The following is a 20,347-nucleotide window of genomic DNA, read 5'->3' as shown; positions in this document are numbered from 1 at the left end:
AACCCCTTCCGACAGAAAGAACTATACCACATTTGCAAGTCGCATGGGGTTCGGTCCCGGGGTGACGACCGGCAATCGCGGCTACCGGCCGGCCTCGCAGGCCTGGGACTGGGCGGCCAGCTGCGCCCGCAGGCCGGCCGAGGCGACCAGCACGGTCGCGGCGCACTCCGGCGCCGCGCACCGGTACCAGACGCCGCAGAACTCCTGTTCCCGCGTCCCGGGCGGGCGCAGCCGCATGCGGCCGTGACGGCGGCACCGGGGCAGGGGATCGGGCAGGAGGCGATTCGACATGTCCACTCCTCGTGGCGGTGGGGCCGGGGGTTGGTTGGGGCGGGTCGGGCCGGGCGGCTTCACGAAGCTGCCGTAACTCCTTGGCCGGCCTTCGGTCCGATCGGGGCGGCTGTGCCGAGGGGGAGGCTCCGAGCCGGCGGGGCACGGTTCGCTGTGCGCACCGGTTCCCGCGGCCGCGCCCCGCGCCGCGGCCGGCCGCCGACGCTTCCGCCGGCTCCGCGGCGCCGGACCGGGCCGCGCCGTCGGGAGCCTGAAAAGGTCTCGACGGCGCGGCCCGGCTGCTACTGGGCGAGGACTGCAGCAGGCAACGCGCTGCCGTCCTCCACGCTCTGCCCGGCGAGGTGGGCCGCCATCTCCTGGGCCGTCATCCGGCCCGTGATCTCCGCGAATGGGGCCTTGGCCGTCCGGCCGTCGGCCGTCGCAGCCGAGACCACCGCCCCCGGGTTCTCCAGGTGCGGCACGGTGATGCTCGCGGCGTTCGCCCGCAGCACCTCGAACCACCGGCCCTTGTGCCGCGCGAAGTCGCCCCGGGAGAAGTCGCCTTTCTCCCACGGTCGCCCGCGCCGGGCCTCGGCCTCCTCGATCACCACGGCCCAGTGCGCCCGCTGCCGCGCCAGGTCGTCGCGGCGGGTCGTCCACCGCCCGTGCTCCTCGGCCTGCTGCTCCGGGTCGATCCCCGCGAGCGACTCCGCGGCCTTCGTGATCTGCTGGCCCAGTGCCTCGACCAGGACTCGCGCCATCTCCTCACCGCTCTTGCGGCCGCTGATCTCGTTGTAGGGGAAGTTCCACGTCCAGTCGAACCGGGCACCGATCTTGGTCACCACCGGCCCGTTCTCGTGGATGTGAGGCCCGGTCACCGACTTCGCGTTGACCCGCAGCACCTCGTACCACTCGCCCCGGGACTTCAGGAAGTCGCCCGGGGTGAAGTCCTTGGGGCCCCAGACCTTGAACCCCTTTTCCTCGGCGGCCTTCACCACCGCCCGCCAGTACTCCAACTGCTCCTCGATGCCGCGCTTGCGCGCCTCCAACTCCTCCCGGTGGTGCGGGTACTTGTCCGGCTCCCACCCGGACGAGCCCTTGCCCGCGAGGTCGCGCTCGGTGCCGCGTAGGTCGGCCTCAAGCTTCTCGATCCGGCGCAGTGTCCGCGCCGGGTCCTTCCGGAAGCCCTCGAACGCGGCCGCCGACTGCGCCCGGTCCGCGTGGTATTCCGCCTTGCCCTGCTCGTCGATGCTGCGCCGCATGCCGTTGTCGATGCGGTCCAGGTCGCGCCGGTGGCGCTTCTCGCTGTGGTGTCCGACCAGGACCGGCTGGCCGAGGGGGATGCCGTCGCCGATGGCGCGGGCGGAGCGGTAGGCGGCCTCCGACCGGCCCGCCGCGTTGTTGCTGAGCTCCTCGTGCCGCTCGGCCCGGTGTTCGGCGCGCTCGTAACGCTCCTGTTCGGCGTCGGCGAAGCTGCGGGTCTGGGTGTTGTCGATCTCGACTTCGACGGTGAACTTGCCGGTGGCCTCCAGAGCGGCCTTGGCCCGGTTGATCGTGTACATGTCGGCTCGGCTGTCGCGGGAGCGGCGTACGGCGATCATCCGAGCCGATCGCATCCACCAGAATCCGAAGGGGCGGACGATCTCGTACGCGCCGTCACCCTTGCGGGAGCCTTCGAGAACGGTGCCGTCCTCCCAGGTGTGCCGGATCGTCAGCCGCTGTCGGTCGTCGGTGGTCTCGGTCGCTTCGGTGCTCATAGTTGCCCTCCTGGGCGTGGGTGGTGGATCGAGTGGACGGGAGGGGCGCCAACCCCTTCCGACAGAAAGAACTATACCACATTTGAAGTGCGAATGTGGGTGTGCGGGTGCCGGCCGCCCGCGCGGGGCGGCCGGGCCGCGGCCTACTTGACGTCGAAGTCGAACCGGTCGGCGGTGACCGTCACGACGAACCGCCTGTCCGGGTCCCCGGCGCGGTGGTGCTCGCGCAGCCAGTCCAGGAGGGACAGCGTCCGGCCGTCCGTCAGCTCGATGGGGTGATCGAGCGGGATCGTCTGCCCGAAGTCGCTGCCGCCGACCGGCGTCAGGGCGAGCCGGGAGCCCGTGCCCGGCCCCCAGCCCTCGGCGTAGACGTCCGGCGCTTCGGCGCGGGGCCTGCCGGAGGACATGAGGAAGGTGCCGTCCATCCGGGCCCAGATCAGAGCTGGAACGGGCGGAAGGCTGCTGTAGCCCTCGTGGGCGGTGGCGGCGGCCGCGTGCTCGGCCAGGGCGAGCACGGCGGGCAGGGGGAAGCGAAGTTCGATCTTGTCCATGGTCGGTTCCTGGGGGTCGGGAGACGGGGTCGGCCGCGCCGTGTCGCCGCCGACCCGTGCTCGGTGGCGGTGGGTCAGGCGATGCGGGCGGGGGTGATCGCCTCCCGGTGCACGTTGCACAGCACGGGGGTGCCGTCCTGCGCGCACAGCACGTACTGGACGGCGTCCCGGTCCTGCTCCGCGCCCTCGCTCTCGCAGACCTCGGCGAAGTACAGGGCCCGGTACTGCACGTGCTCGCCGTGGTACATCACCAGCTTGCCCGGCCAGATGGGAACCTCGTGCTCCTGGAGCTGGGCGACGATCCCCGCGAACGCCGAGTCGTCGTCTTCCGGCTGCGGGGCGGCTTCCGGCTCCGGCATGGCCGTGTCCTTCTGCTCCGGCGTGATGTCCTCCCAGCCGCGCCTCCAGACGAACGCGGTCAGCGAGGTGTGCCTCCAGTCCCCGTCGGTGTCGGCCTGCGCGATGAACCCGTGCGCGTGCGGCTCCTCCGTCACGGGGTGGTACGAGACCTGGTCGCAGCGGAAGACCTGCGGGACGGCCGTGGGGTCGTCGGCTCGGGCGTAGGTGCGTCCGGGCTCGAAGAAGGCGGGGGTGGAACCGGTCATGGCGTCACACTCCTGGTGTCGGAATCGAGTGGCCGGGAGGGGCGCCAACCCCTGCCGACAGAAAGAATCATACCACATTTGAAGTTCGTTCGGGGGTGTGCTCGGCCCCGCCGTGATGGCGGAGCCGAGCCGATCGGCCTACGCGGGGCCGGCGTCCCCGCCAGGTGCTGCGAACTCGGCCGTCGCGCCGGTCAGGTGGACGCACTTCACGCGCCGGCCCTCCGGATCGAGGCGTTGGAACTCCGCGCCGGCCAGGATCGCGGACGCGGCCCAGCGCAGCACCCGCCCGGGCGGGGTCTCGCCGTGGTCCACCGCGGCCTGGCCCGTCCTCGTCCACGACAGGACCCGCCGGGCCGGCTGGTTCCGCTCGTCGTCGCCCAGGCGCATCAGGCGTCGCGCCTCTGCCGTGGCCGCTTCGCGCACGCCCTGGTGGGCGGCTGTCCCCTCCAGGGCCCGGGCGGCTTCCGACGCCGTGAGGCGCCCCTCTGCGGTAAGTCGGAAGCCGGGGCGGCCGCCCGCGACCGGTTCGGCCAGGTTGCGTCGGACGAGCGCCTTCACCGTCGGTGCCGTGCCGTGAACGGCATGGCCCTGCGCGGTGAGGGCCGCCAGCAGGGCGTCGATCATCGGTCGACTGGGGGCGGCGGCCTGTTGCGCCGACATGGAGCCTCCTTGCGGGATCGGGTGGCCGGCAGGGGCGCCAACCCCTACCGCTTGAAAGAAGTATACCACATTTGCACTCCGCTTGAGGGTGTGTCGGGTGCGCCCCCGATTGGCGGCGCACCCGACGCGCCCCGCGCCGGCCTACAGGCACAGGCGGGAGCCGTCCGCTGCCTCGACGTCCAGCGACAGGTAGAAGTTCACGTGGAAGTAGTCCGCGCTGATGTCGCTGCCGTCGAAGTTGTAGGCGTCGGCGAGCGCCCTCAGCTGCGCCGCCAGGGCGTCCATCGCCTCCGTGGCGACCCTCCGCGGGTACCCGTGGACCTCCTTCGCGGTCCACGCCCACGCCGGGTCGACGTTCTTCACCGTCATCCGGATCGCACTGCCGCCTGAGAAGTACTCGGATCGGACGGAGAACTTGACCTCTGCGGGGGTGTCGCCGATCGGGTTGGGCAGCTTGACGGAGCCGGGGCCGTCGTCGGGGCCGGCCTTGGCGGCGAGCTTGCGGATGAGCTTGATGTCCTGGCGGACCAGCGCGGCGATCTCGGTCGTCGACAGCCGGCTGTTGTACTTCGGCCCGTACGAGATCGGCAGGCGCGCCCACCTGCCCCCCTGCTGCTCCTCGGGTTCGCCTGCGGCGGCTTGGGCGGCGCGGACGCGGGTCAGGGCGCGTTCGGCGGCGGCGCGCTCCTCGGGGGAGGTGCGGGGGTGGTCGATCAGGTTCTGCAGGTACTGGATGCGGCCGGGGCGGGCCTTGGTCGTCGGGGGCACGGCGGTGTCCTTCGTCGGGGGGCGGGTCGAGTGGCCGGGAGGGGCGCCAACCCCTGCCGACAGAAAGAAGTATACCACAAATAGAGTTCGACTTGGGGTGTGGGTGCCGCGCCACGCTCGCGGCACCCGGCGTGTCCTAGGCGTTCCCCCAGTAGCCGTCGGTCGACTCGATCCGCAGTGTCAGGTAGTAGTTCTTGTGGAAGTAGTCCGTGCTGATGTCGCTGCCGTCGAAGTTGTAGGCGTTGCCCAGCGCCTTCAGCTCGACCACCAGGGCTCGCATCGTTGCCGTCGGTACCTTGATGGGGTATCCGTTGCGGTGTTCGGTGGCCCATGCCCACTCCGGGTCGGCGTTCTTGATCGTGATGTCGATCTCGCTTCCGTGGCGGGATCGGACGGAGAACTTGACCTCTGCGGGGGTGTCGCCGATCGGGTTGGGCAGCTTGACGGAGCCGGGGCCGTCGTCGGGGCCGACCTTGGCGGCGAGCTTGCGGGCCAGCTTGATGTCCTCGCGAATCAGCGCGGCGATCTGGGTGACCGTCAGCTTGCGGTCGTACTTCTCGCCGTACCACATCGGCAGGCCGTTCGACCGCATGCCGCTCTGCCGGCGTTCGCCGTCGCCCTCTGTGGCGGCGGCTTGGGCGGCGCGGACGCGGGTCAGGGCGCGTTCGGCGGCGGCGCGCTCCTCGGGGGAGGTGCGGGGGTGGTCGATCAGGTTCTGCAGGTACTGGATGCGGCCGGGGCGGGCCTTGGTCGTCGGGGGCACGGCGGTGTCCTTCGTCGGGGGGCGGGTCGAGTGGCCGGGAGGGGCGCCAACCCCTGCCGACAGAAAGAAGCATACCACAATCACAGTGCGTTTTGGGCTTGGGGGAGAGGCGGGTTCTCTCCGCGCTCCTGGCCCTCGTAGTAGTCGAACCAACGGCCCATGACCGTGCGCCACTGCGCGAACGCCTCGGCGAACTCCACCTCCGGGCCCAGGCCGGCCTCGACGAACCACGCCGCGAAGTTCTCCCCCATCCTCGGCGAGCACCGCTCGGCCGCCCACTCCAGCGCCGCAGCCCGGGCCGCAACCCGCTCCGGGTGCGTGCCGGCCGGCCGCGGACCGTTCAACGGCCGCTCGATCGCTGCGCCGCAGGAGCAGCAGCCCCCGACCGCCGGCCCCGGCGGCACGGCCTGAGCGGGTGGGGCGAGGTCGAACAGCGCGTCCTCGCCGTGGCCGGTGGTGGCGTGTCGGTCTATGGGATATTCCTTCCGGGGTGGTCGGAGGGGGCACACGGGATTCTCGGGCGCCCTGGCGGTGCCGTTCGCGGACGCCCGGCCGCCGAGTTCGGCGGCCGCGCGGCCGGGCTGTGTCAGTCCTTCGGGGTGTGTAGGCCGGCCAGGGTGCCGAGCAGCGCCAGGGCCCATGCTCCGGGCAGGTCCTCGAAGCTCAGGTCCACCCGGTCGTCATCGAAGAGCGAGACGCGAACCGCGACATCCGTGACGTCCCTGGGGACGTAGCCGGACAGGGTCCGCACGTCCTCGTCCCTGCGGTGCCTGCTGATCTCGGGGAGCAGTTCGCCGACCCGCGCGGCCAGCCGCGTCCGCAGGCGGAGCTCCCGCTGCTGCTCGGCGTTGAACGCCATGATCGAGAACCTGACGTCGCGGTAGCGGGGGAGAAGATGGCGGAACACCTGCTGGGCCAGGACCTCGGCCGAGCGCCCGGTCGCGACGGACACGGTCGGGCAGTCCGCAGGGCCGAACGGGCGCAGCGTCTCCGGGTAGATGCCGATGACCGCAACGCGCGACTTCCGGCGGTGCTTGGCGTAGCGGAAGATCCACAGCGCCGAGCCGTCGACGTTCCGGAGGATCCGGCCGTTGCCGTCGGCCGGGTGGGCCGGGTCGACGCTCCACCCGCTGCCGATCAGCGCCGCTACCGCCGTCGCCCGGTACCAGTCGGCGGTGACCTCGCGGGCGCGCTGCTGTACGGCGTCCAGCAGCTCCGCTACCTCCTGCCGCCAGGCGTCGAGGCCGCGCGGCTCCTTCCCGAGTCCGGGCGACTTGTACACCGGGAGCGCGGTCTGCAGAACCGGGCCGCTGCGCAAGTCGGCCTGCAGGCCCGCGTATTCGGACAGGCGGTGGTCAAGCTCCTGATCCGCATTGAAGATCCAGATCTGACTGCCGTCGGGCAGCTTGATCACCATCCGGTCGTACGAGAGGCGGCTGTCGAAGGAGAGGGGGATGCCGCGCGCTTCGGCGGCTCGGCTCAGGGCCGCCTCCAACGAGTCCTCGGCGGTGAAAGGGGTCTGGGACACAAGTGCTCCTGCGGGGTCGGGTGGATCGAGTAGCCGGGGGAAGGGCGCCAACCCCGCCCCCGACATAAAGAAGCATACCACATTTACAGTGCTTTTGACGGCGCTTTCTGCGTCACCTCCGGTGGGCCCGGCACCTTTGCGCCCCGTCGGGCGTGAGGGCGGCGAACGTCGCCCGGGCCGTGCGGACGAACCGCCGGACCAGGCCGGGGGCGTCGTCGGGGACGGTGTCCCACCAGACGCCGCCGGGCTGGGCATCGCCGGGTTCGTCGCTCAGCAACTCCCAGACCAGGGTGTCGTCCATGCCGACGTACAGAGTGCGGCGGCCCTTGCGGGTGATCAGGCCGACCGCCGTGCAGTACAGCCCGTGGCCCACCGGCTCCGTCCGGGCTGGGATGCCGGCGGCGGTCAGCGCGGCGGTGACCAGGCGCTCCCTGTCCAGGGCGGACAGGTGGGCCGGGTGCCGCCGCCAGTCGGCCGGAGTGCCCCACTCCGTGGCCCGCACCTCGCGGGGGCCACGGTCGGAGGTGCTGGCCAGGGTGAGGCGCACCGCCGGGCGGGCAAGGGTCGTCCCGTCCCCGAGCGGGGAGGGGACGGCGACCGCCTCGATGTCGAGGACGGCCGCGTTGCGGACGTACGGGCCGGGGAAGACATCGTCGCCGGAGCGGTAGGGGTCGGTCTGGCCGGTGTAGGTGAACGGGGGCTGAGTGCTCATGTCGATGCTCTCCGGGGCTGGTGGGCCGCCGCCGGGGTGCGCGCGGTGGCGCACCCCGGCGGCGGGGGGGCGGGTTCGGGGCGGCCGGTCGTCAGTCGGTCGGGAGGTCGGTGCGGGTGAGGGCCGAGGGGTGGCGGAACCGGATCGCGGCGGTGCCGTAGACCCGCTCCCATCCGCCGTGACCCCAACCGGCCCCCATGAACGCCCCGGTGAGGGCGGCCGCGATCTCCCCGAGGAACACCGGGCCGATGTCGGCGCTGCGCACCGTGACGACGACGCCGCTGCGGATGTAGGAGAAGGTGATCCGACCCGGGATGAATGCCCCGGGCGGCAGCTGGGCCATGGCGACGGCGATCACCGGCGCGGACGCGCCTACGATCTCGGCCGGGCTCGGGGATTCGGGAAGGGCGGTCGCGGACACGGTGGCCTCCTGGGGAGTCGGGACGGATCGAGCGGCCGAGAGGGGCGCCAACCCCTTCCGACAAAAGAAGCATACCACATTACGAGTCCGAATTGGCGTGCTCCGCAGTGCTTCCCGCGCATCGCCCGCCCCGCCGGGGCGGCCCTCCGTCGCCCCGGCGGGCCTTCACGTGGCGGTGGTCATCTCCCCGGCCCAGCATCCGCCCCAGGACCGCTTCGGGTCGTGCTCGACCGCCACCCGGTGGCACCGCGTGCACTTGGGGCCCCATGACTCCGGCTCCGCGTCCGGCGCCGGCTGCGCCGTGTACAGCCTCTGGCTCCACGGGTCGCCGCGGGGGGCGAAGCGAACCGCGCCGTCCGGCATCAGCAGGGCCCATCCCTGCGGCCAGTCGAAGGGGCCCGGGCGAAGCGACTCCTCGACGGCCTGGCGCAGGGCCGACGCCCGCCACGGGCGCGGGGTCCCGTCGGATCCGGTGACCAGGTAGACCCCCTCGGGGATCTGCTGGTGCGGCCGGTTCACGACCGTCCCGGAGTCCGTGACGGGGGCGAACGTGACCGGGTTGTGGTTGTCGGTCTGCCGGTAGCGGACGGTTCCGTCGGCGTCGACCGTGGCGCTGCTGGAAAGCCAGAAGCGCATGGTGTTCTTGAGGAAGTTGCGGACCTCGACGCCCGTCACCTCGCGCTTGCCGTACGAGATCAACTGCTGTGCGGGGTACCCGGTCTCGTCCCGGCCGGGGTGCTGGGTGTACCTCCCGTGCAACGGGACCTCGTCCAGGGGCAGGCGGGCCGGGCCGGTGTGCCACTGCGGGTCGGGGTGGGTGGTGATCGGTGCGCCGGGCAGGGGCCGGCGGGGCGGGGCGGTGGGCGGCTGCGTCACGGACGGCTCCTCGGGTTCGGCTGGATCGGGTGGCCGGGAGGGGCGCCAACCCCCGCCGACAAAAAGAAGCATACCATATTTAGTGTTCATCCGGAAAGGTGGGACAGGTCGTACAGGTAGGGGATCTGCTCGGCGGGCACCTCGCCCGGCTCGGCGTCCCAGTCGTAGCCGCAGGTGCCGTAGTGGATGCCGGCCCGGCGCATCATCCACGGCTCGAAGTCCTCGGGGCCGAAACCGTCGGGGTTGCACAGGCTCTCGAACGCGCTGCGCGCCTGCTCCCGGCTGTCGGCGCGCACGTGCAGCACGATCGGCACCCCGTAGTAGCCCGGGCCCTCGTGGGGGCGGTCGGTCGCGTCGGGCATGGTCGCTCTCCTCTCGGTGGTGCGGTTGCGGGGCCGGCGGATCGCCGGCCCCGGGGTGGGCGGCGGCCGCCCGGGCGCGTTCGACGGCGCGGGCGGCCGCGGGGCGGCTACCGCCCCTCGGCTCCGGCGTCCGGCTCGCGGACGACCAGCACCTTCTCCCGGCGGCCGAGCCCGCAGCGGAGCATGTCGGCGTCCACCCACCACGGGGCGGCGCCCACCTGGAAGTGGCGGTGCACCGTGCCGGGGCTGTGCTTGAGGTGCTGGTCGGTCCAGCCGGTCACCACCGGGTAGGCGCTCGCGTCGCTGAGGTGGAGCGCGAGGCGCATCCCCTCCTTGACGTCCTCGGCGGGGATCCACTCCAGTTCGCCGGTCGGGCCGCCGGGAACGATGGGGGAGCGGGGCGGCGGGGTGTACCCGACGGCCTTGTAGTGCTCGGCCAGGGAGGACAGCAGGGCGCTGAACGTCGGCTGCGGTCCGGGTTCCCACCCGCCGCACGGGCACTCGCCGAGGTAGCCCTCGTACGAGGGCAGGCGCAGCAGCTCGTGCGCGACCTGCGGGTCGGCCTCGACCCTGTTCAGCTCGCGCTGCACGGCCTGGGCGGCCTGCATGCGGGGGGAGTCGTCGGTGTCGAAGGGCATCTGCTCGGCCTCTCGGTCGGTGGATCGGGCGGTCGGGAGGGGCGCCAACCCCTCCCGACAGAAATAAGCATACCACATTTACGATTTAACTGGGCGCGTGCGTCGGCTCGGGCGCCGATGCGGCCGGGCCGTGCCGCCTGCGCTTGTCGGCGAGGCGCTGGTTCCGTGCGCGCTGGAGTTCGCCGAAGGTGTGGGGCCCCTGGCGTCGCCTCGTGATCGGGTTCGGGTTGGCGACCATGCCCACCCGGACCACGCCCGGGGCGACCGCCAGCAGGTCGGAGGCGGCCTGGTCGAGGTAGCCGGCCTCCTCGAGCCGCTCTGCCGTGGGGAAGACGTCCGCGTGCCGCTGGGTGGCGAGGTCGACCAGGTGGTCCTCCTTGCCCCCGAGGCTCAGCGTGTACTTGAAGTTGTCCGGCTTGGCCGGGGCCACGATCCGGGCGAACCGGTCGACGGCCTTGGTGTAGGCGTAGAACCTCGTCGCCGGGGCCGAGCGCATGATCCGCAGCCACGCCCGCGTGTACTCGTCGCTGTAGAAGTCGCCGGCGTCGTGGATGCGCACGACCGCGCCCCGGTAGCGCACGTGGCGCAGTTCCTCGGTCATCCAGCGCTCCCAGTCGCCGGGGGTGTCCAGCGTCATCATCAGGTTCCGCTGGTGGGCGAGCAGCACGTTGGGAAGTCTGCGGAAGGAGCTGGTGGAGACTGTGGCATAGCACAAGTTCGCGCACGCAGAAGCCTCCGGACAGGCGTTGAACCGGCGGCCGTCCGGCAGGATGGTCCACCAGGCCGGGAGGGTCCACGTGTAGATCTTCGCGCCCCCGCGGTTCAAGTCGCTGTTGTTGGCGGTCAGCAGCCACTGCTTCGGCTTGGCGGGCGGGGCGTCGAACAGCGCGGGCGGATCGCTGGCCTCGGGCATGGCATGGCTCCGTGTCGTGGTGGGATCGAGTGGCCGGGAGGAGCGCCAACCCCTTCCGACATAAAGAAGCATACCACATTTAAAGTCCATCGGGAAGTTGGCGGCTCGGCCCGGCGGACGGCTGCGCACTGCCGCGCGGTGCCGGCCGCCGGTGTGTCCGGGTCCGGGTCCGGGGCGGCGGTGCCCCCGGACCCGGACGCGCCGTCAGCGGCTCTGCCCGGGGATGGCGCGGGCGAGGAACGCCCGCGCGGCGGCGCGCACATCACCCCCGAAACCCGCCTGCAGGGCCGCCAGCCCGGGCGGGCCGTAGTCGGCCAGCGTTCCGCAGCCGACCGTCAGGCGCTCGGAGCAGCTGCACGGGTGGGGCCTGTGATCGTCGGACACGTGCCCGTGCGCCAGGGCGCGGATGATCCGGATGCCCTCCCGCCACCCGCCGCGCAGCATGTCGCGGTCCTCCGTCAGCTCCGGGTACAGCCGCGCCAGGTCCTCCGGGCGGACGGTGGTGGGGCCCTGCCGTCGGCGAGCGCCTCGGCGCAGTGGTCCGCGGCCAGGCCGAAGACCTCCATCCAGCTGTTCGCCTCCTCGCCGACGATCCCGCCGAACGAGGGGGCGGCCGGTGCGCCCACGGAGGCCCCGCGGGCGTGCAGCAGGCTGCGCACCACCGCGGGGGTGCCCAGGCCCCCGTGCCGGACGGCCGATGCGGGGACCGCGATACTCGCGGGCCAAAACCCCCTCTCCAGCTCCTCGTCGTGGCCGTCGACCAGCATCCACTGGACGGCCCACGGCTTCGGGGACAGCAGCAGTCGGCGGTAGCGCCCTTTCTCGGCGGCCTCGACGTACACCCGGTCGCCGGAGACCGTGGCGGCGATGCCGCCCCGGGCCAACTCCGCTGCCAGTGTGCGGCATTCGTTCACTGCGAACATGGGTGATCCCTTCGTTGGTCGGATTCCCCGCGGCCGACGCGGCGGGGCAGGGGGAGGCGGGCCGGGTTGCGCCACCGGCTGTCGACGTACCGGGTGATGAACCACCCCGGTCGGGCCTGGGTGATGGTGTGCAGCCGGTAGCCGGCCGGGGCGGCCGCGCGGGCGCGCTCGCCGGCCTCGTGGTGGGTGAGCATGCTCGGGTCCTCGTCTCGATTCGTCTCGGGGCGGTGGCCGGGGGCGGCGGGTGCCGCCCCCGGCCGGGGCGGTCAGTACCGGCGGTGCGACGCGAACGGCCGGTAGGGCTCCGGGTCGGACACGGTCGACGTCCCGTCGCCGTGCACCGTGATCGTGGTGATCTGGGGGCCGCGCTCCACCCGGGCGCGCCGGGCGAGCTCCTCCTGCCACGCCTCATCGGTGGCCCGGTACTCCACGGCCCGGCGGATAGCCTGGTCCTCGGCGGCCTTCGCGCCGTCGTAGTACGAGGTGGTCAGCTCCTCGTATACCTGGTGCAGCCGCGCCGTCTCCGGGGTGCTGAGCTGTCCCTGCTCCTCGGCGATGCGCAGGATGGACCGCCACGCGCAGGTGAGTTCGCTCACCGTGGCATCGCCGTTCGCGGCCTCCCGGCCGTGCTGGTTGAGGATCGGGCGGTGCGCCGCGCTCCCGGCGTCGGTGAGCGCCTTGCGGGCCTGGCGGACGACGGTGGCGGCCAGGCGGCGGGCCTCGGCGAGCTCGGCGGGCGGCAGCCAGTCGGCCGGGTCGGCGGGGACGCGGTCGACGGCGTGGCACCTGGTGCGCTCGGCGTGGGCGGCGTCGGCCTGCCACTGCTCGCGGGTCGGCCAGTCAAGGGTGCGGGGCATGGGAACCTCCGGGGCAGGGGCCCCGTCCGGGGCCTGGTGGGATCGAGTGGGCGGGGGAGGAGCGCCAACTCCTCGGGGGGCGGGGCGGGGTCGGCGGGCGACCGCGCCCCGGGGGCTAGTCGCGGCGCAGCAGGGAGGTCAGGGGGCGCAGCAGGGCGGGGTTGAGGTCCCCGTTCGGCAGGGGGAGCGTCTCGCCTCCCTGGGCCACCGCGCGGACCTCCACCCGTACGGGCCGGGCCTCGGCCAGCGACCGGCCGCCCGACGGGATCTCGACCTCCAGGACCAGGCGCACCGGCTGGCGGGTGCCGCCGGGCAGCTGGCCGGTCAGCAGGTCGATCAGCGCGGCGTTATCCGCCCGGTCCAGGGGGCGCGAGACGCGCAGGCGGCAGTCGGCGCAGGGGCAGCCGATCCAGTGCAGGGCCGAGGTGGTGGTCATGGTGTGCCTCCGGTGGCGGTCGAGTGGCCGGAGGGGCGCCAACCCCTCCCGACAAAAAGAAGCATACCACAATTCAAGTCCGAATGAGAGGTGGTCAATCGACCTGGGCGGCGGACTCCTCGACGACCCGGACGGGGAACGGCAGCCCGTAGTGATCGGCCAGCGACTCCACCGCCCCCGCCATGTCGGCGTTGCCCACCCACACCGCCCGGCCCTCGTGGTCGGCCGCCTCGTAGCGCGCGGTGGCGTGGCCGGCCTCGAATCGCAGCGACCCGCCGATCCCCGGCCACCCCGTAAAGGCGACCGACCGCCGGAACTCCTCCGGTCGGCCGACCCGGCGCACTCGCGCCACCGTCTGCGGCTCCGTCGGCACCGGCACCCGTACGACGGTCTGGGAACTCCCTGCGAGGATGACCTCCAGCCCCCGCGCGGCCAGGTGCTCCCGGTCGCCGCGAATCAGTCGGTCCCACTCGTCCCGAGCCCTGCCCGCCCGGGGCGGGCGCGCGTAGTGGGTGCCCATGATCCGCTGGATGGCCACCCCCCGATCCCACGGGACGGCGTGCCACCCCTCGGCCGCGTCGTCGGCTGCGGCGGGCGACAGCTCGGCCATGACGGCCTCGACGGCGCGCACGGTCCAGCTCTTCGCCCCCGGGGCGGGGCTGAACTGCGGGGCCTGCGCGGTGCGGCTGTCGGCGGTGTGCGGGGTCATCGGTGCTCCCAGGTGGCCGGTCGGGTCGTGCTGACAGAAAGAAGCATACCACATTTGAAGTCCATTATGTGGTGTGGTGCGGGTTGCCACGCGGGATGATCCGTACGGGGAGGGGGAGGCCGTAGTGGTGGGCCAGCGCGGCGATGGCCTCGCCGCCGGCCTCGAACCGCTCGGCGGCGCCCTGGCCGAGATGGTCGCGGACCTCGTAGGCGCCGACCGGCTCGCCCGGGTGGTACTGCAGCATGCCCCCGATCCCCGGGAACCCCTCGAAGTCGACCCGGGTCGTCAGTGCGGCCGGCGGACCGACCCGCCGTGCGGTCGCGGTGGTCTGCGGGGTGTCGGGGAGCGGGATGTGGACGACGGTTCGGTCGTCCTCGGCGAACAGGATCGGGAGCTCGTGGGCGGCCAGGTGCGCGCGGTCCGCGCGCAACGCCCCGTCCCAGCGATCCTGTTCGGCGCCGGGCTCCGCGGGCCGCTGGAACTCCCCGCCGATCACGCGGTGCACGGCGACGGCGTCCCGGCTCTCCTCGGTGAGCCACCACCCGTCGACCCCGGTATCCGCCGGCGGGCACAGCCGCTCCATGACGCGGGCGACGGTCCGAACGTGCCAGGGGACGGCACCGGGGGCCGGGCGGAATTCCTCCGCCGGTTCCGCGGCCGCCTCGCCGGCGGTCGTCGCGGGGAGCGGCAGTGTGGTCTGCATGGGCTTCTCCTCGGGGTGCAAGGGCGCGGCCCGGAGACCGGGCCGCGCCTGTGGGGGTCAGAACAGGCCGTGCGGGGTGTTCGGGGTGCTGTGCCTGGCCTCGGCGAACAGGTCGGCCTGCAGCGCGGTCTGCGGGTGTCCGAACTGGCTGGGCGTCATCGCCGACCACTCCCGCCCGGCCTGGCCGGGCGGCCGGTCCGCCGGGCGCTGCTGTGGCGGCTCGTAGGTCTCCAGCAGCAGCAGTGCGGGCGCTTCGGGGGCCGGCCCCGGGGCGCGCCGGGCGGGCCGGGTGTGCTCGGGGAGGACGTCGAACAGCGCGGCGGCCTGGTCCTGGCGCTGGGAGCGGCGGGGCACGGCGGGTCTCCTGAGTCGGCGGAGCGGGCGGGGGGTGGGGCGGCCGGGGCGGGCGTCGTCCGCCCCGGCCGGAGCGGTCAGTACCAGTTCTGCGGGGCGGGCCGGTGCAGCCGGTCGAAGGTCTCGCGCTCCTCGTCCGTCGCGCGCCGCCAGCGGGCCACCTTCTCCTCCAGCGGCAGGAACACCGTGTCGTCGACCATCTCGCCGTGCCCGTCCCAGTCCTCGTAGTGGAGGTACCGGCCGTACCGGGTGCTGATGCCGGTGATGCGCACGGTCACCGTGTCGTCGCGCAGGTCCCAGGACACGTAGTCGCCCACGGCCCACCCCAGCAGCTCCTCACGGCCCTGGGACCCGAGCTGCTCCATGTGCGCCCGGACGACGGTGGCGATGCGGGTCAGCATGTCGGCGCGGCGCAGCTCGTCCAGCGGGCAGGGGGTGGTGGGGCGCTCGTCCTCGGGGCCGAACTTGCACCAGCACGCCTTGCGGGTCGTTTCCGGCAGGACGACGAAGTTGAACGGGTCCAGCTCGACAGTCTCGACGATGTCGAACAGCTCGTGGACGGGTGCCATGGTGCTACCTCCGGGTCGGATCGAGTGGCCGGAAGGGGCGCCAACCCCTTCCGACAGAAAAAAAAGCATACCACATTTGATGTTCGTCGTGAGGTGCGGTTCGGCCGGAAGTCCGAACCGCACCGACCTCCTATCGCGCGGCGGCCGCCAACCGGGCCACGTCCGCCGGCGTCATGTCGACCGACCACACCCCCAACTCGCGGCGCAGTTGCTCCCACTCGCGCCCCTGCACCCGGTTGACGTCGGCCACCGGCAGGGCGCGGCTCTCGCTGCGCGGCCACAACCCCGAACTGACCCGGCCGTCGGCGCACCCGGCGTTCGGGCACGGGGCGTCGATCTTCGGGAGCGGGCCGGGCTTGTACTGCTCGAACGACCGGCCGCGGCGGTCGAACCCGATCCGTATCGTCCCGCCCTCCCGGAACGTGGTCACCGCCCGGCGGCACCACATGCACCACGTCATGTGCGTGAACCGCGCCCCCGTGATCGACACGGTCCACCCCTCGCGGGTGACCTTGGGGAGCGGGGAGGGGAGGACCCCCAACTCGACGTAGCTGCGGGCGGGCTCCGTCCCCCATACCAGCGGCGGCGTGGTGTGCCCGGTCACGGTGGGCTGGCCACTGCCGGGGCACTGGCCGTAGACCTCGACGGCGTACGGGGCGTCATGCGCGGCGGCCTGGTCGCCGTCGGCCTCGACGGGCAGAAAACAGCTGGAGCAGCGAACGGTCACGGGGGTTGCCTCCTCGGGCAGCCGGACGGGGCCGGCGGAATGGTCGGTAGGGCAGGGTCGGCCGGTCTGGGACCGCTGCGCCCCGTGCCGGGGGCGCAGCGGGGGCGGGTCACCAGGGTGCGCTGTGCAGCATCTGCAGCGCGGAGGCGCGGTTCCGCTCGGTGAACCCTTCGTGGATGCGCACGCGGGCCGCGCGGACGGCGAGGAACGCCCGTCCGGCGCGCTCGTCCCCCTCGGCGGCGCGGGCCAGCAGCACGACCAGGGGGTCGGCCCCGGCGGGGACGTGGCGGACGGTGGGCAAGGGCTGGGCGGCGGACACGGGCGGGTCTCCTTGGTCGGTGGTGGGGCGGGTGCCGGGGGCCGCCTGGGCGACCCCCGGGCCGGTCAGTGGCTCTCTTCCTGGTGGCTGGCGAACACGCCGCCCTTCACCTCGCCGAACCGGACGGCGTGCTGGAACGCGCGCACCCCCGCCCGGCGGCCGCGCACGCCGTACTGCTGGTGGAACCGGCCGTCCCACCCGCACGCCCCGGTGCCCCACACGAGATAGCTGCCGTGCGCCGGGTGCAGCGACCACCGCAGCCCCCGACCGTCGCCGTCGACCATGGCCAGGCACCCGGTCGTCTTCAGGTCGCGCCACTCCGCCTCCGGCACGAACGCACCGGCCTCGTGCTGCGCCGCGCGGATCGCCTCGCGGAGCGACTTCACCGGCGCGAACTGCTCCGTGGTGGGGCGGCCGTAGCGGGTCATGCACGCGGACTCCCAGCCCCGGTCAGTGGCGCGGGTGATGACGACACTGGTGGTCCGGGCCGGGCGGACCCGTCCGCGGGGGGACTTCTGGCCGGGGCGGGCGGTGGCGGTCACAACCAGGGTGTTCAGCATCGGCGTGCGCTCCTCGGATGGTTCGGATCGGGTGGCCGGGAGGGGCGCCAACCCCTCCCGACAAGAAAAAGCATACCACATTTGCACTGCATGGCTGGCGTGGCCTGCGTCACACTCGCTACTCGGACCGCTAGCCGCCGGCCGGGACCACCAGCACCAACTCGCCGGCCGCGTACGACTCGCACTCGGCCCACGGGTTACGCGCCGCCCCGGCCGCCATGAGAACGACCTCAAGCGGCCCGTACGGCGACGGGAGCGCGGCGCAGCACGCGCACCCGCACCCGGCCGCGAACGGCTGCGGCTGCGCCGTGTACGGCTCCTGGTAGCCCATCCTCACCAGCGGGCGACCGCCCTCCGCCCGGACGGCGGAGGCGTAGCCGACCACCACGTCCCCGGGCGCGACCCGCCCGGCCGCCGCGACCCGGACCCGCACCGGATCGACCCCCGCCCCGGCCCCCGACCTCGGCACCACCACCGGGTAGAACTCCACTGCCTTTGCCTTGGACACCTGCGCCCCTTCCTCCTGCACCGGTCTCGGCCCCTCTGGCGGGGCGGGGTCCTGCGCCCCGCCCCGCGCCCCCGGGGCCGACGGCCCCGGGGGCGGCTGCGGCTCACGCCGCGAGCATCAGCTCCCGCGCCTCGCGGTACTCGGCCTTGCGCGGCTTGTACGCGGTCAGCAACTCGCGGACCTTCGCCTGGGAGTACCGGCGGGAGGTGCGGACCGTCCGGCCCCACCCGTCGCGGGTCCGGCGGGTGCGGGCCTTCTCGCTCGGCTTGGTGTTCGTCCGCTTGGCCACGGTGCGCAGCGCGCTGACCACGCCCCCGACGGCCTCGGAGGCCACCCCGGCGGCCAGCACGTGGGTCGTGAGGGAACGGGCCCGGGTCTCGCAGGACTTGGCGAGCTTCGCGGTGTTCACGGGGCGGCGGTCGCGGGCCTCGGCGCGGGTCTTGCGGGCGCGGGTGCGGATCTCGGCGCGAGCCTTGCGGGCGCTGGCGTTCATGGCTGGGTTCCTTCCGGTTGGTCCTGCTGGATCGAGTGGCCGGGAGGGGCGCCAACCCCTCCCAGCAAGAAAAAGCATACCACATCTGAGCTTCGTTTTGCTGTGTGAGCTGCGCCCCATGCACCGCACCGACCCATCGGCCGGCCGGGATCGGACCGGGGGCACCCATCGGCCCCCGGCCCCACCGCCCCTACCGGCGGCGCTGCGCCGCGTGCGCCGCCCGCCAAGCGTCCCGTGTCGCGGCCAGCGCTCCGGGGGCGTCCCCGATCGCTGCGCTCTCCATGGCGCTCGTGAGCGCCCGCACCGCCTCGCGCGCCCGGAACCGGCGGGCGTCGTACCCCCGCGCCCCGGCCCTGCCGAGCACGTCACCCGCGAGACGGTTGAACTCGGCCGCCGCCGCCCGGATCTCCTCCGGCCCACCCGAAGGAACCCCGCCGCCCACGATGGCGGAAATCCGCTCCCCGGACCCCCGGCGCACCTTCTCGAAAGCGCGGACAACAGAGCTGGCAGTACCGGGGAAAAGGAACTCGAATTCGCGGGCGTGGTCCATTGTTCATTTCCTCATTTGTCTCGCGGATTTTTGATCGAGTAAGGGGCGACGGCAGCGCCAACCGCCGCCGCCCCCGGGAGGTGCTACGCGGCCAGGGCGTGGGCGTCCTTCGCCTCCTGGACCTCGCGCAGGAGGTCCAGGAGGTCGAGCTGGATGAAGTCCTCCGGCGGGGCCAGCTTCAGGGCCGCCGCCTTCACCGTCTCGGTCTTGATCGTCTTGGGCATCTGCGCGGCGACGGCGCGAGCGTTCCCCTTGGCTCCGCGCCACAGCTCGTAGAGGTGCCGCTCCCGCTTGGCCTTGGCCTGCTGGAGGATGCTCCGTGCGGCCTGGTACTCGGCTTCCGAGTTGAGGGCGTCGACCAGGAGCACCGGGTCGATGGGCGGCGCGTCGGTCATGAGGGCCGTGGCCATTGCTGCCTCCTTGGGATGGGTGATCGAGTGGTCGGGAGGGGCGCCAACCCCCTCCGACAAGAAAAAGCATACCACATCTGAGTGTCGAAATGGGATGTGCGGGCACTCTCGTAAGGGGTCTCGCTGGGAGTCTCGTTCGCAGTCTCGCTGGGTGTCTCGCTAGAGGTCTCGTTCGGGGTTCAGGCGGCCTGGGACGTTGGGAGGGTTTTGCCTGGTCAGAGGCACGTCCGGCGGTTCTCACCGGCCCGACTTACCTTCCTGAGCCCTGTCCTGTTGAGTGAGATGAGTGAGTGGGGGGTGGGGTGGGGCTGGTCGGTTCCGGGTGGGGACGCTGCGCTGTGCTTCTTCTCTGCGTCCGCCTGGTGGCGGCCGCGCGGTGAGGTGTTGGGCGGCGGGCCCGCCGGAGAGAGGCGGGCCCGGTGGTGGTGGGTAGGTCAGAAGCTCTCGGCCTGGCGGTCGGCCCAGACATCAACTAGGGGTTGGAACCGGGCGATTGCCTCGGCCGGCGTCGCTGTTCCGGCTACCGCCGGCCCCTGGAGACCAGTAGGGGCCGGCGGTGCCGGAATCCGATGGGCCGGCGCAGGATGGTCGGGCGCTGCTCCGAATTGCTTCGGGCTACTGCCCCGGGCCTGCGCCCGGGGCAGCGGGATTTTGCGATCAGACCATTTCCGCCGGGTGGTAGAAGCGCATCGTCCGCTCGTCCTCCGTGCTCATGGACCAGCCGTAGTACTTGAATCCGGAAGCGAGCATGTCGGCCACGATTTCCCGAACTTCCGGCTTCATCTCCGGGGCGACCTCGACGCGGACGCCGGTCAGCTGGAAGTTGAAGTTGATCAGCTTGGGCCCGCAGGTGCCGACGGGCAGCTGCGGCATGATCGCGGCGATCACGGTCCCCCCGTCGGAGGCGGCGCGGGTGAGGCGCGTCCGCTGCTGGGGGTCGTAGTCGTTGAACTTGTCCGGCCGGATGTGCGACATGGGTTGGTCTCCCTGCTTGCTGTGTGGATCGAGTGGTCGGGAGGAGCGCCAACCCCTCCCGACAAGAAAAAGCATACCACATCGAGAGTGTGTAATGTCCAGTCCGGAGGACTGGTTCTCACTCCCCAGCGAGATGCGCTGACTGGTCTAGTCCTCATTGGTCTAAACCACATAAAACTGACTGAGTATCAGAAAAATCTGACTCTACATCAGCCAAGGGCGGCGTCCCGCCATGCACTACACTCGACTACATGAACGAGCCCAAGCGCGTAGCGCTCCCCACACAAGCCTCTGAACTGCACATGTACCGACGCGGCAACCCACCAACCACCGCGCCCCGGAGGGGCGCAGCCACCCCAGCAGACTCCGCCACGGAGTGGCGGAGCAGCGCACCGCCGCGTAGCGGCGGCGCGACGCGGCTCCGGAGGAG

At 72.5% G+C, this 20,347-nt stretch carries 32 protein-coding genes; all 32 read right to left on the bottom strand.

Going from position 1 to position 20,347, the window contains the following annotated elements:
* Positions 1–81: 81 nt before the first annotated feature.
* The 32 genes from ACIOHG_RS32240 to ACIOHG_RS32085 all read right to left on the bottom strand — a co-directional run bounded on the left by ACIOHG_RS32240 (position 82) and on the right by ACIOHG_RS32085 (position 19,917).
* Positions 82–291: a hypothetical protein gene (locus ACIOHG_RS32240; RefSeq protein ID WP_400955883.1), complete on the bottom strand. Its 210-nt coding sequence runs from the start codon at positions 289–291 to the stop codon at positions 82–84.
* 281 nt (positions 292–572) lie between these two features.
* On the bottom strand, positions 573–2,027 hold the full coding sequence (locus tag ACIOHG_RS32235) for a DUF3560 domain-containing protein (RefSeq protein WP_400955882.1): 1,455 nt from the start codon (positions 2,025–2,027) through the stop codon (positions 573–575).
* Positions 2,028–2,170: 143 nt separating this feature from the next.
* On the bottom strand, positions 2,171–2,578 hold the full coding sequence (locus ACIOHG_RS32230; RefSeq protein ID WP_400955881.1) for a hypothetical protein: 408 nt from the start codon (positions 2,576–2,578) through the stop codon (positions 2,171–2,173).
* 74 nt (positions 2,579–2,652) lie between these two features.
* A complete protein-coding gene (locus ACIOHG_RS32225; protein WP_400955880.1) occupies positions 2,653–3,183 on the bottom strand; it encodes a hypothetical protein in 531 nt (176 codons plus the stop codon).
* A 138-nt stretch (positions 3,184–3,321) separates the two neighbouring features.
* The gene (locus ACIOHG_RS32220; RefSeq protein WP_400955878.1) at positions 3,322–3,843 is read right to left on the bottom strand and encodes a hypothetical protein; all 522 of its coding nucleotides are present in this window, start codon (positions 3,841–3,843) and stop codon (positions 3,322–3,324) included.
* 141 nt (positions 3,844–3,984) lie between these two features.
* Positions 3,985–4,611 carry a hypothetical protein gene (locus ACIOHG_RS32215; protein WP_400955877.1) on the bottom strand — a complete coding sequence of 209 codons (627 nt, stop codon included), beginning with the start codon at positions 4,609–4,611 and terminating at the stop codon, positions 3,985–3,987.
* Positions 4,612–4,747: 136 nt separating this feature from the next.
* Positions 4,748–5,374 carry a hypothetical protein gene (locus ACIOHG_RS32210; protein ID WP_400955875.1) on the bottom strand — a complete coding sequence of 209 codons (627 nt, stop codon included), beginning with the start codon at positions 5,372–5,374 and terminating at the stop codon, positions 4,748–4,750.
* An 80-nt stretch (positions 5,375–5,454) separates the two neighbouring features.
* Positions 5,455–5,718 carry a hypothetical protein gene (locus ACIOHG_RS32205; RefSeq protein WP_400955874.1) on the bottom strand — a complete coding sequence of 88 codons (264 nt, stop codon included), beginning with the start codon at positions 5,716–5,718 and terminating at the stop codon, positions 5,455–5,457.
* Positions 5,719–5,960: 242 nt separating this feature from the next.
* The gene (locus ACIOHG_RS32200) at positions 5,961–6,902 is read right to left on the bottom strand and encodes a hypothetical protein (RefSeq protein ID WP_400955872.1); all 942 of its coding nucleotides are present in this window, start codon (positions 6,900–6,902) and stop codon (positions 5,961–5,963) included.
* Positions 6,903–7,014: 112 nt separating this feature from the next.
* Positions 7,015–7,614, bottom strand: a complete 600-nt coding sequence (locus ACIOHG_RS32195) for a hypothetical protein (protein ID WP_400955871.1) — start codon at positions 7,612–7,614, stop codon at positions 7,015–7,017.
* Between the two features lie 91 nt (positions 7,615–7,705).
* Entirely contained in the window at positions 7,706–8,035 is a 330-nt protein-coding gene (locus ACIOHG_RS32190; protein WP_400955869.1) for a hypothetical protein, read from the bottom strand.
* A 165-nt stretch (positions 8,036–8,200) separates the two neighbouring features.
* Positions 8,201–8,911 carry a hypothetical protein gene (locus ACIOHG_RS32185; RefSeq protein WP_400955868.1) on the bottom strand — a complete coding sequence of 237 codons (711 nt, stop codon included), beginning with the start codon at positions 8,909–8,911 and terminating at the stop codon, positions 8,201–8,203.
* 86 nt (positions 8,912–8,997) lie between these two features.
* The gene (locus ACIOHG_RS32180) at positions 8,998–9,273 is read right to left on the bottom strand and encodes a hypothetical protein (protein WP_400955866.1); all 276 of its coding nucleotides are present in this window, start codon (positions 9,271–9,273) and stop codon (positions 8,998–9,000) included.
* A gap of 107 nt (positions 9,274–9,380) precedes the next feature.
* The gene (locus tag ACIOHG_RS32175) at positions 9,381–9,911 is read right to left on the bottom strand and encodes a hypothetical protein (protein ID WP_400955865.1); all 531 of its coding nucleotides are present in this window, start codon (positions 9,909–9,911) and stop codon (positions 9,381–9,383) included.
* Positions 9,912–9,996: 85 nt separating this feature from the next.
* Positions 9,997–10,824, bottom strand: a complete 828-nt coding sequence (locus ACIOHG_RS32170; RefSeq protein WP_400955864.1) for a hypothetical protein — start codon at positions 10,822–10,824, stop codon at positions 9,997–9,999.
* A gap of 204 nt (positions 10,825–11,028) precedes the next feature.
* Positions 11,029–11,268 (bottom strand): hypothetical protein, encoded by a 240-nt coding sequence (locus ACIOHG_RS32165; RefSeq protein ID WP_400955862.1) that lies wholly within the window; start codon positions 11,266–11,268, stop codon positions 11,029–11,031.
* A gap of 14 nt (positions 11,269–11,282) precedes the next feature.
* Positions 11,283–11,747, bottom strand: a complete 465-nt coding sequence (locus ACIOHG_RS32160; protein WP_400955861.1) for a hypothetical protein — start codon at positions 11,745–11,747, stop codon at positions 11,283–11,285.
* The gene (locus tag ACIOHG_RS32155; protein ID WP_400955859.1) at positions 11,735–11,941 is read right to left on the bottom strand and encodes a hypothetical protein; all 207 of its coding nucleotides are present in this window, start codon (positions 11,939–11,941) and stop codon (positions 11,735–11,737) included. Before ACIOHG_RS32155 ends, ACIOHG_RS32160 begins: the two co-directional genes overlap by 13 nt.
* Before the next feature lie 72 nt (positions 11,942–12,013).
* Positions 12,014–12,604, bottom strand: a complete 591-nt coding sequence (locus ACIOHG_RS32150; RefSeq protein WP_400955858.1) for a hypothetical protein — start codon at positions 12,602–12,604, stop codon at positions 12,014–12,016.
* Between the two features lie 115 nt (positions 12,605–12,719).
* A complete protein-coding gene (locus tag ACIOHG_RS32145; RefSeq protein WP_400955856.1) occupies positions 12,720–13,040 on the bottom strand; it encodes a hypothetical protein in 321 nt (106 codons plus the stop codon).
* A 94-nt stretch (positions 13,041–13,134) separates the two neighbouring features.
* Entirely contained in the window at positions 13,135–13,749 is a 615-nt protein-coding gene (locus ACIOHG_RS32140) for a hypothetical protein (protein ID WP_400955855.1), read from the bottom strand.
* Between the two features lie 64 nt (positions 13,750–13,813).
* Positions 13,814–14,452, bottom strand: coding sequence for a hypothetical protein (locus tag ACIOHG_RS32135; protein WP_400955853.1), 639 nt, complete (start codon positions 14,450–14,452; stop codon positions 13,814–13,816).
* A 57-nt stretch (positions 14,453–14,509) separates the two neighbouring features.
* Positions 14,510–14,806, bottom strand: coding sequence for a hypothetical protein (locus tag ACIOHG_RS32130; protein ID WP_400955851.1), 297 nt, complete (start codon positions 14,804–14,806; stop codon positions 14,510–14,512).
* Between the two features lie 77 nt (positions 14,807–14,883).
* Positions 14,884–15,375, bottom strand: a complete 492-nt coding sequence (locus ACIOHG_RS32125) for a hypothetical protein (RefSeq protein ID WP_400955850.1) — start codon at positions 15,373–15,375, stop codon at positions 14,884–14,886.
* 130 nt (positions 15,376–15,505) lie between these two features.
* Positions 15,506–16,102 (bottom strand): hypothetical protein, encoded by a 597-nt coding sequence (locus ACIOHG_RS32120; protein WP_400955848.1) that lies wholly within the window; start codon positions 16,100–16,102, stop codon positions 15,506–15,508.
* Positions 16,103–16,211: 109 nt separating this feature from the next.
* Positions 16,212–16,421 (bottom strand): hypothetical protein, encoded by a 210-nt coding sequence (locus tag ACIOHG_RS32115; protein WP_400955847.1) that lies wholly within the window; start codon positions 16,419–16,421, stop codon positions 16,212–16,214.
* 65 nt (positions 16,422–16,486) lie between these two features.
* Positions 16,487–16,981, bottom strand: a complete 495-nt coding sequence (locus ACIOHG_RS32110; RefSeq protein WP_400955845.1) for a hypothetical protein — start codon at positions 16,979–16,981, stop codon at positions 16,487–16,489.
* Between the two features lie 130 nt (positions 16,982–17,111).
* Positions 17,112–17,489 (bottom strand): hypothetical protein, encoded by a 378-nt coding sequence (locus ACIOHG_RS32105; RefSeq protein WP_400955844.1) that lies wholly within the window; start codon positions 17,487–17,489, stop codon positions 17,112–17,114.
* A gap of 103 nt (positions 17,490–17,592) precedes the next feature.
* A complete protein-coding gene (locus ACIOHG_RS32100) occupies positions 17,593–17,982 on the bottom strand; it encodes a hypothetical protein (protein WP_400955842.1) in 390 nt (129 codons plus the stop codon).
* Positions 17,983–18,172: 190 nt separating this feature from the next.
* Positions 18,173–18,532: a hypothetical protein gene (locus ACIOHG_RS32095; RefSeq protein WP_400955841.1), complete on the bottom strand. Its 360-nt coding sequence runs from the start codon at positions 18,530–18,532 to the stop codon at positions 18,173–18,175.
* Between the two features lie 83 nt (positions 18,533–18,615).
* Entirely contained in the window at positions 18,616–18,942 is a 327-nt protein-coding gene (locus tag ACIOHG_RS32090; protein ID WP_400955840.1) for a hypothetical protein, read from the bottom strand.
* Between the two features lie 657 nt (positions 18,943–19,599).
* On the bottom strand, positions 19,600–19,917 hold the full coding sequence (locus ACIOHG_RS32085; protein WP_400955838.1) for a hypothetical protein: 318 nt from the start codon (positions 19,915–19,917) through the stop codon (positions 19,600–19,602).
* Between the last annotated feature and the right edge of the window lie 430 nt (positions 19,918–20,347).

Source organism: Kitasatospora sp. NPDC088134 (assembly GCF_044741705.1).
Taxonomy (GTDB): domain Bacteria; phylum Actinomycetota; class Actinomycetes; order Streptomycetales; family Streptomycetaceae; genus Kitasatospora.
Note: the sequence above shows the minus strand (reverse complement) of the source record. Positions and strands in the feature narration are given on the sequence as shown.

Bases quoted from the DNA above. Each gene is read 5' to 3' on its own strand.
- ACIOHG_RS32160 (WP_400955861.1), bottom strand. From the start codon at position 11,747: ATGTTCGCAGTGAACGAATGCCGCACACTGGCAGCGGAGTTGGCCCGG.
- ACIOHG_RS32225 (WP_400955880.1), bottom strand. From the start codon at position 3,183: ATGACCGGTTCCACCCCCGCCTTCTTCGAGCCCGGACGCACCTACGCC.
- ACIOHG_RS32220 (WP_400955878.1), bottom strand. From the start codon at position 3,843: ATGTCGGCGCAACAGGCCGCCGCCCCCAGTCGACCGATGATCGACGCC.
- ACIOHG_RS32170 (WP_400955864.1), bottom strand. From the start codon at position 10,824: ATGCCCGAGGCCAGCGATCCGCCCGCGCTGTTCGACGCCCCGCCCGCC.
- ACIOHG_RS32135 (WP_400955853.1), bottom strand. From the start codon at position 14,452: ATGCAGACCACACTGCCGCTCCCCGCGACGACCGCCGGCGAGGCGGCC.
- ACIOHG_RS32125 (WP_400955850.1), bottom strand. From the start codon at position 15,375: ATGGCACCCGTCCACGAGCTGTTCGACATCGTCGAGACTGTCGAGCTG.
- ACIOHG_RS32090 (WP_400955840.1), bottom strand. From the start codon at position 18,942: ATGGCCACGGCCCTCATGACCGACGCGCCGCCCATCGACCCGGTGCTC.
- ACIOHG_RS32150 (WP_400955858.1), bottom strand. From the start codon at position 12,604: ATGCCCCGCACCCTTGACTGGCCGACCCGCGAGCAGTGGCAGGCCGAC.
- ACIOHG_RS32145 (WP_400955856.1), bottom strand. From the start codon at position 13,040: ATGACCACCACCTCGGCCCTGCACTGGATCGGCTGCCCCTGCGCCGAC.
- ACIOHG_RS32175 (WP_400955865.1), bottom strand. From the start codon at position 9,911: ATGCCCTTCGACACCGACGACTCCCCCCGCATGCAGGCCGCCCAGGCC.
- ACIOHG_RS32165 (WP_400955862.1), bottom strand. From the start codon at position 11,268: ATGCTGCGCGGCGGGTGGCGGGAGGGCATCCGGATCATCCGCGCCCTG.
- ACIOHG_RS32195 (WP_400955871.1), bottom strand. From the start codon at position 7,614: ATGAGCACTCAGCCCCCGTTCACCTACACCGGCCAGACCGACCCCTAC.
- ACIOHG_RS32085 (WP_400955838.1), bottom strand. From the start codon at position 19,917: ATGTCGCACATCCGGCCGGACAAGTTCAACGACTACGACCCCCAGCAG.
- ACIOHG_RS32095 (WP_400955841.1), bottom strand. From the start codon at position 18,532: ATGGACCACGCCCGCGAATTCGAGTTCCTTTTCCCCGGTACTGCCAGC.
- ACIOHG_RS32110 (WP_400955845.1), bottom strand. From the start codon at position 16,981: ATGCTGAACACCCTGGTTGTGACCGCCACCGCCCGCCCCGGCCAGAAG.
- ACIOHG_RS32155 (WP_400955859.1), bottom strand. From the start codon at position 11,941: ATGCTCACCCACCACGAGGCCGGCGAGCGCGCCCGCGCGGCCGCCCCG.
- ACIOHG_RS32100 (WP_400955842.1), bottom strand. From the start codon at position 17,982: ATGAACGCCAGCGCCCGCAAGGCTCGCGCCGAGATCCGCACCCGCGCC.
- ACIOHG_RS32180 (WP_400955866.1), bottom strand. From the start codon at position 9,273: ATGCCCGACGCGACCGACCGCCCCCACGAGGGCCCGGGCTACTACGGG.
- ACIOHG_RS32235 (WP_400955882.1), bottom strand. From the start codon at position 2,027: ATGAGCACCGAAGCGACCGAGACCACCGACGACCGACAGCGGCTGACG.
- ACIOHG_RS32240 (WP_400955883.1), bottom strand. From the start codon at position 291: ATGTCGAATCGCCTCCTGCCCGATCCCCTGCCCCGGTGCCGCCGTCAC.
- ACIOHG_RS32140 (WP_400955855.1), bottom strand. From the start codon at position 13,749: ATGACCCCGCACACCGCCGACAGCCGCACCGCGCAGGCCCCGCAGTTC.
- ACIOHG_RS32230 (WP_400955881.1), bottom strand. From the start codon at position 2,578: ATGGACAAGATCGAACTTCGCTTCCCCCTGCCCGCCGTGCTCGCCCTG.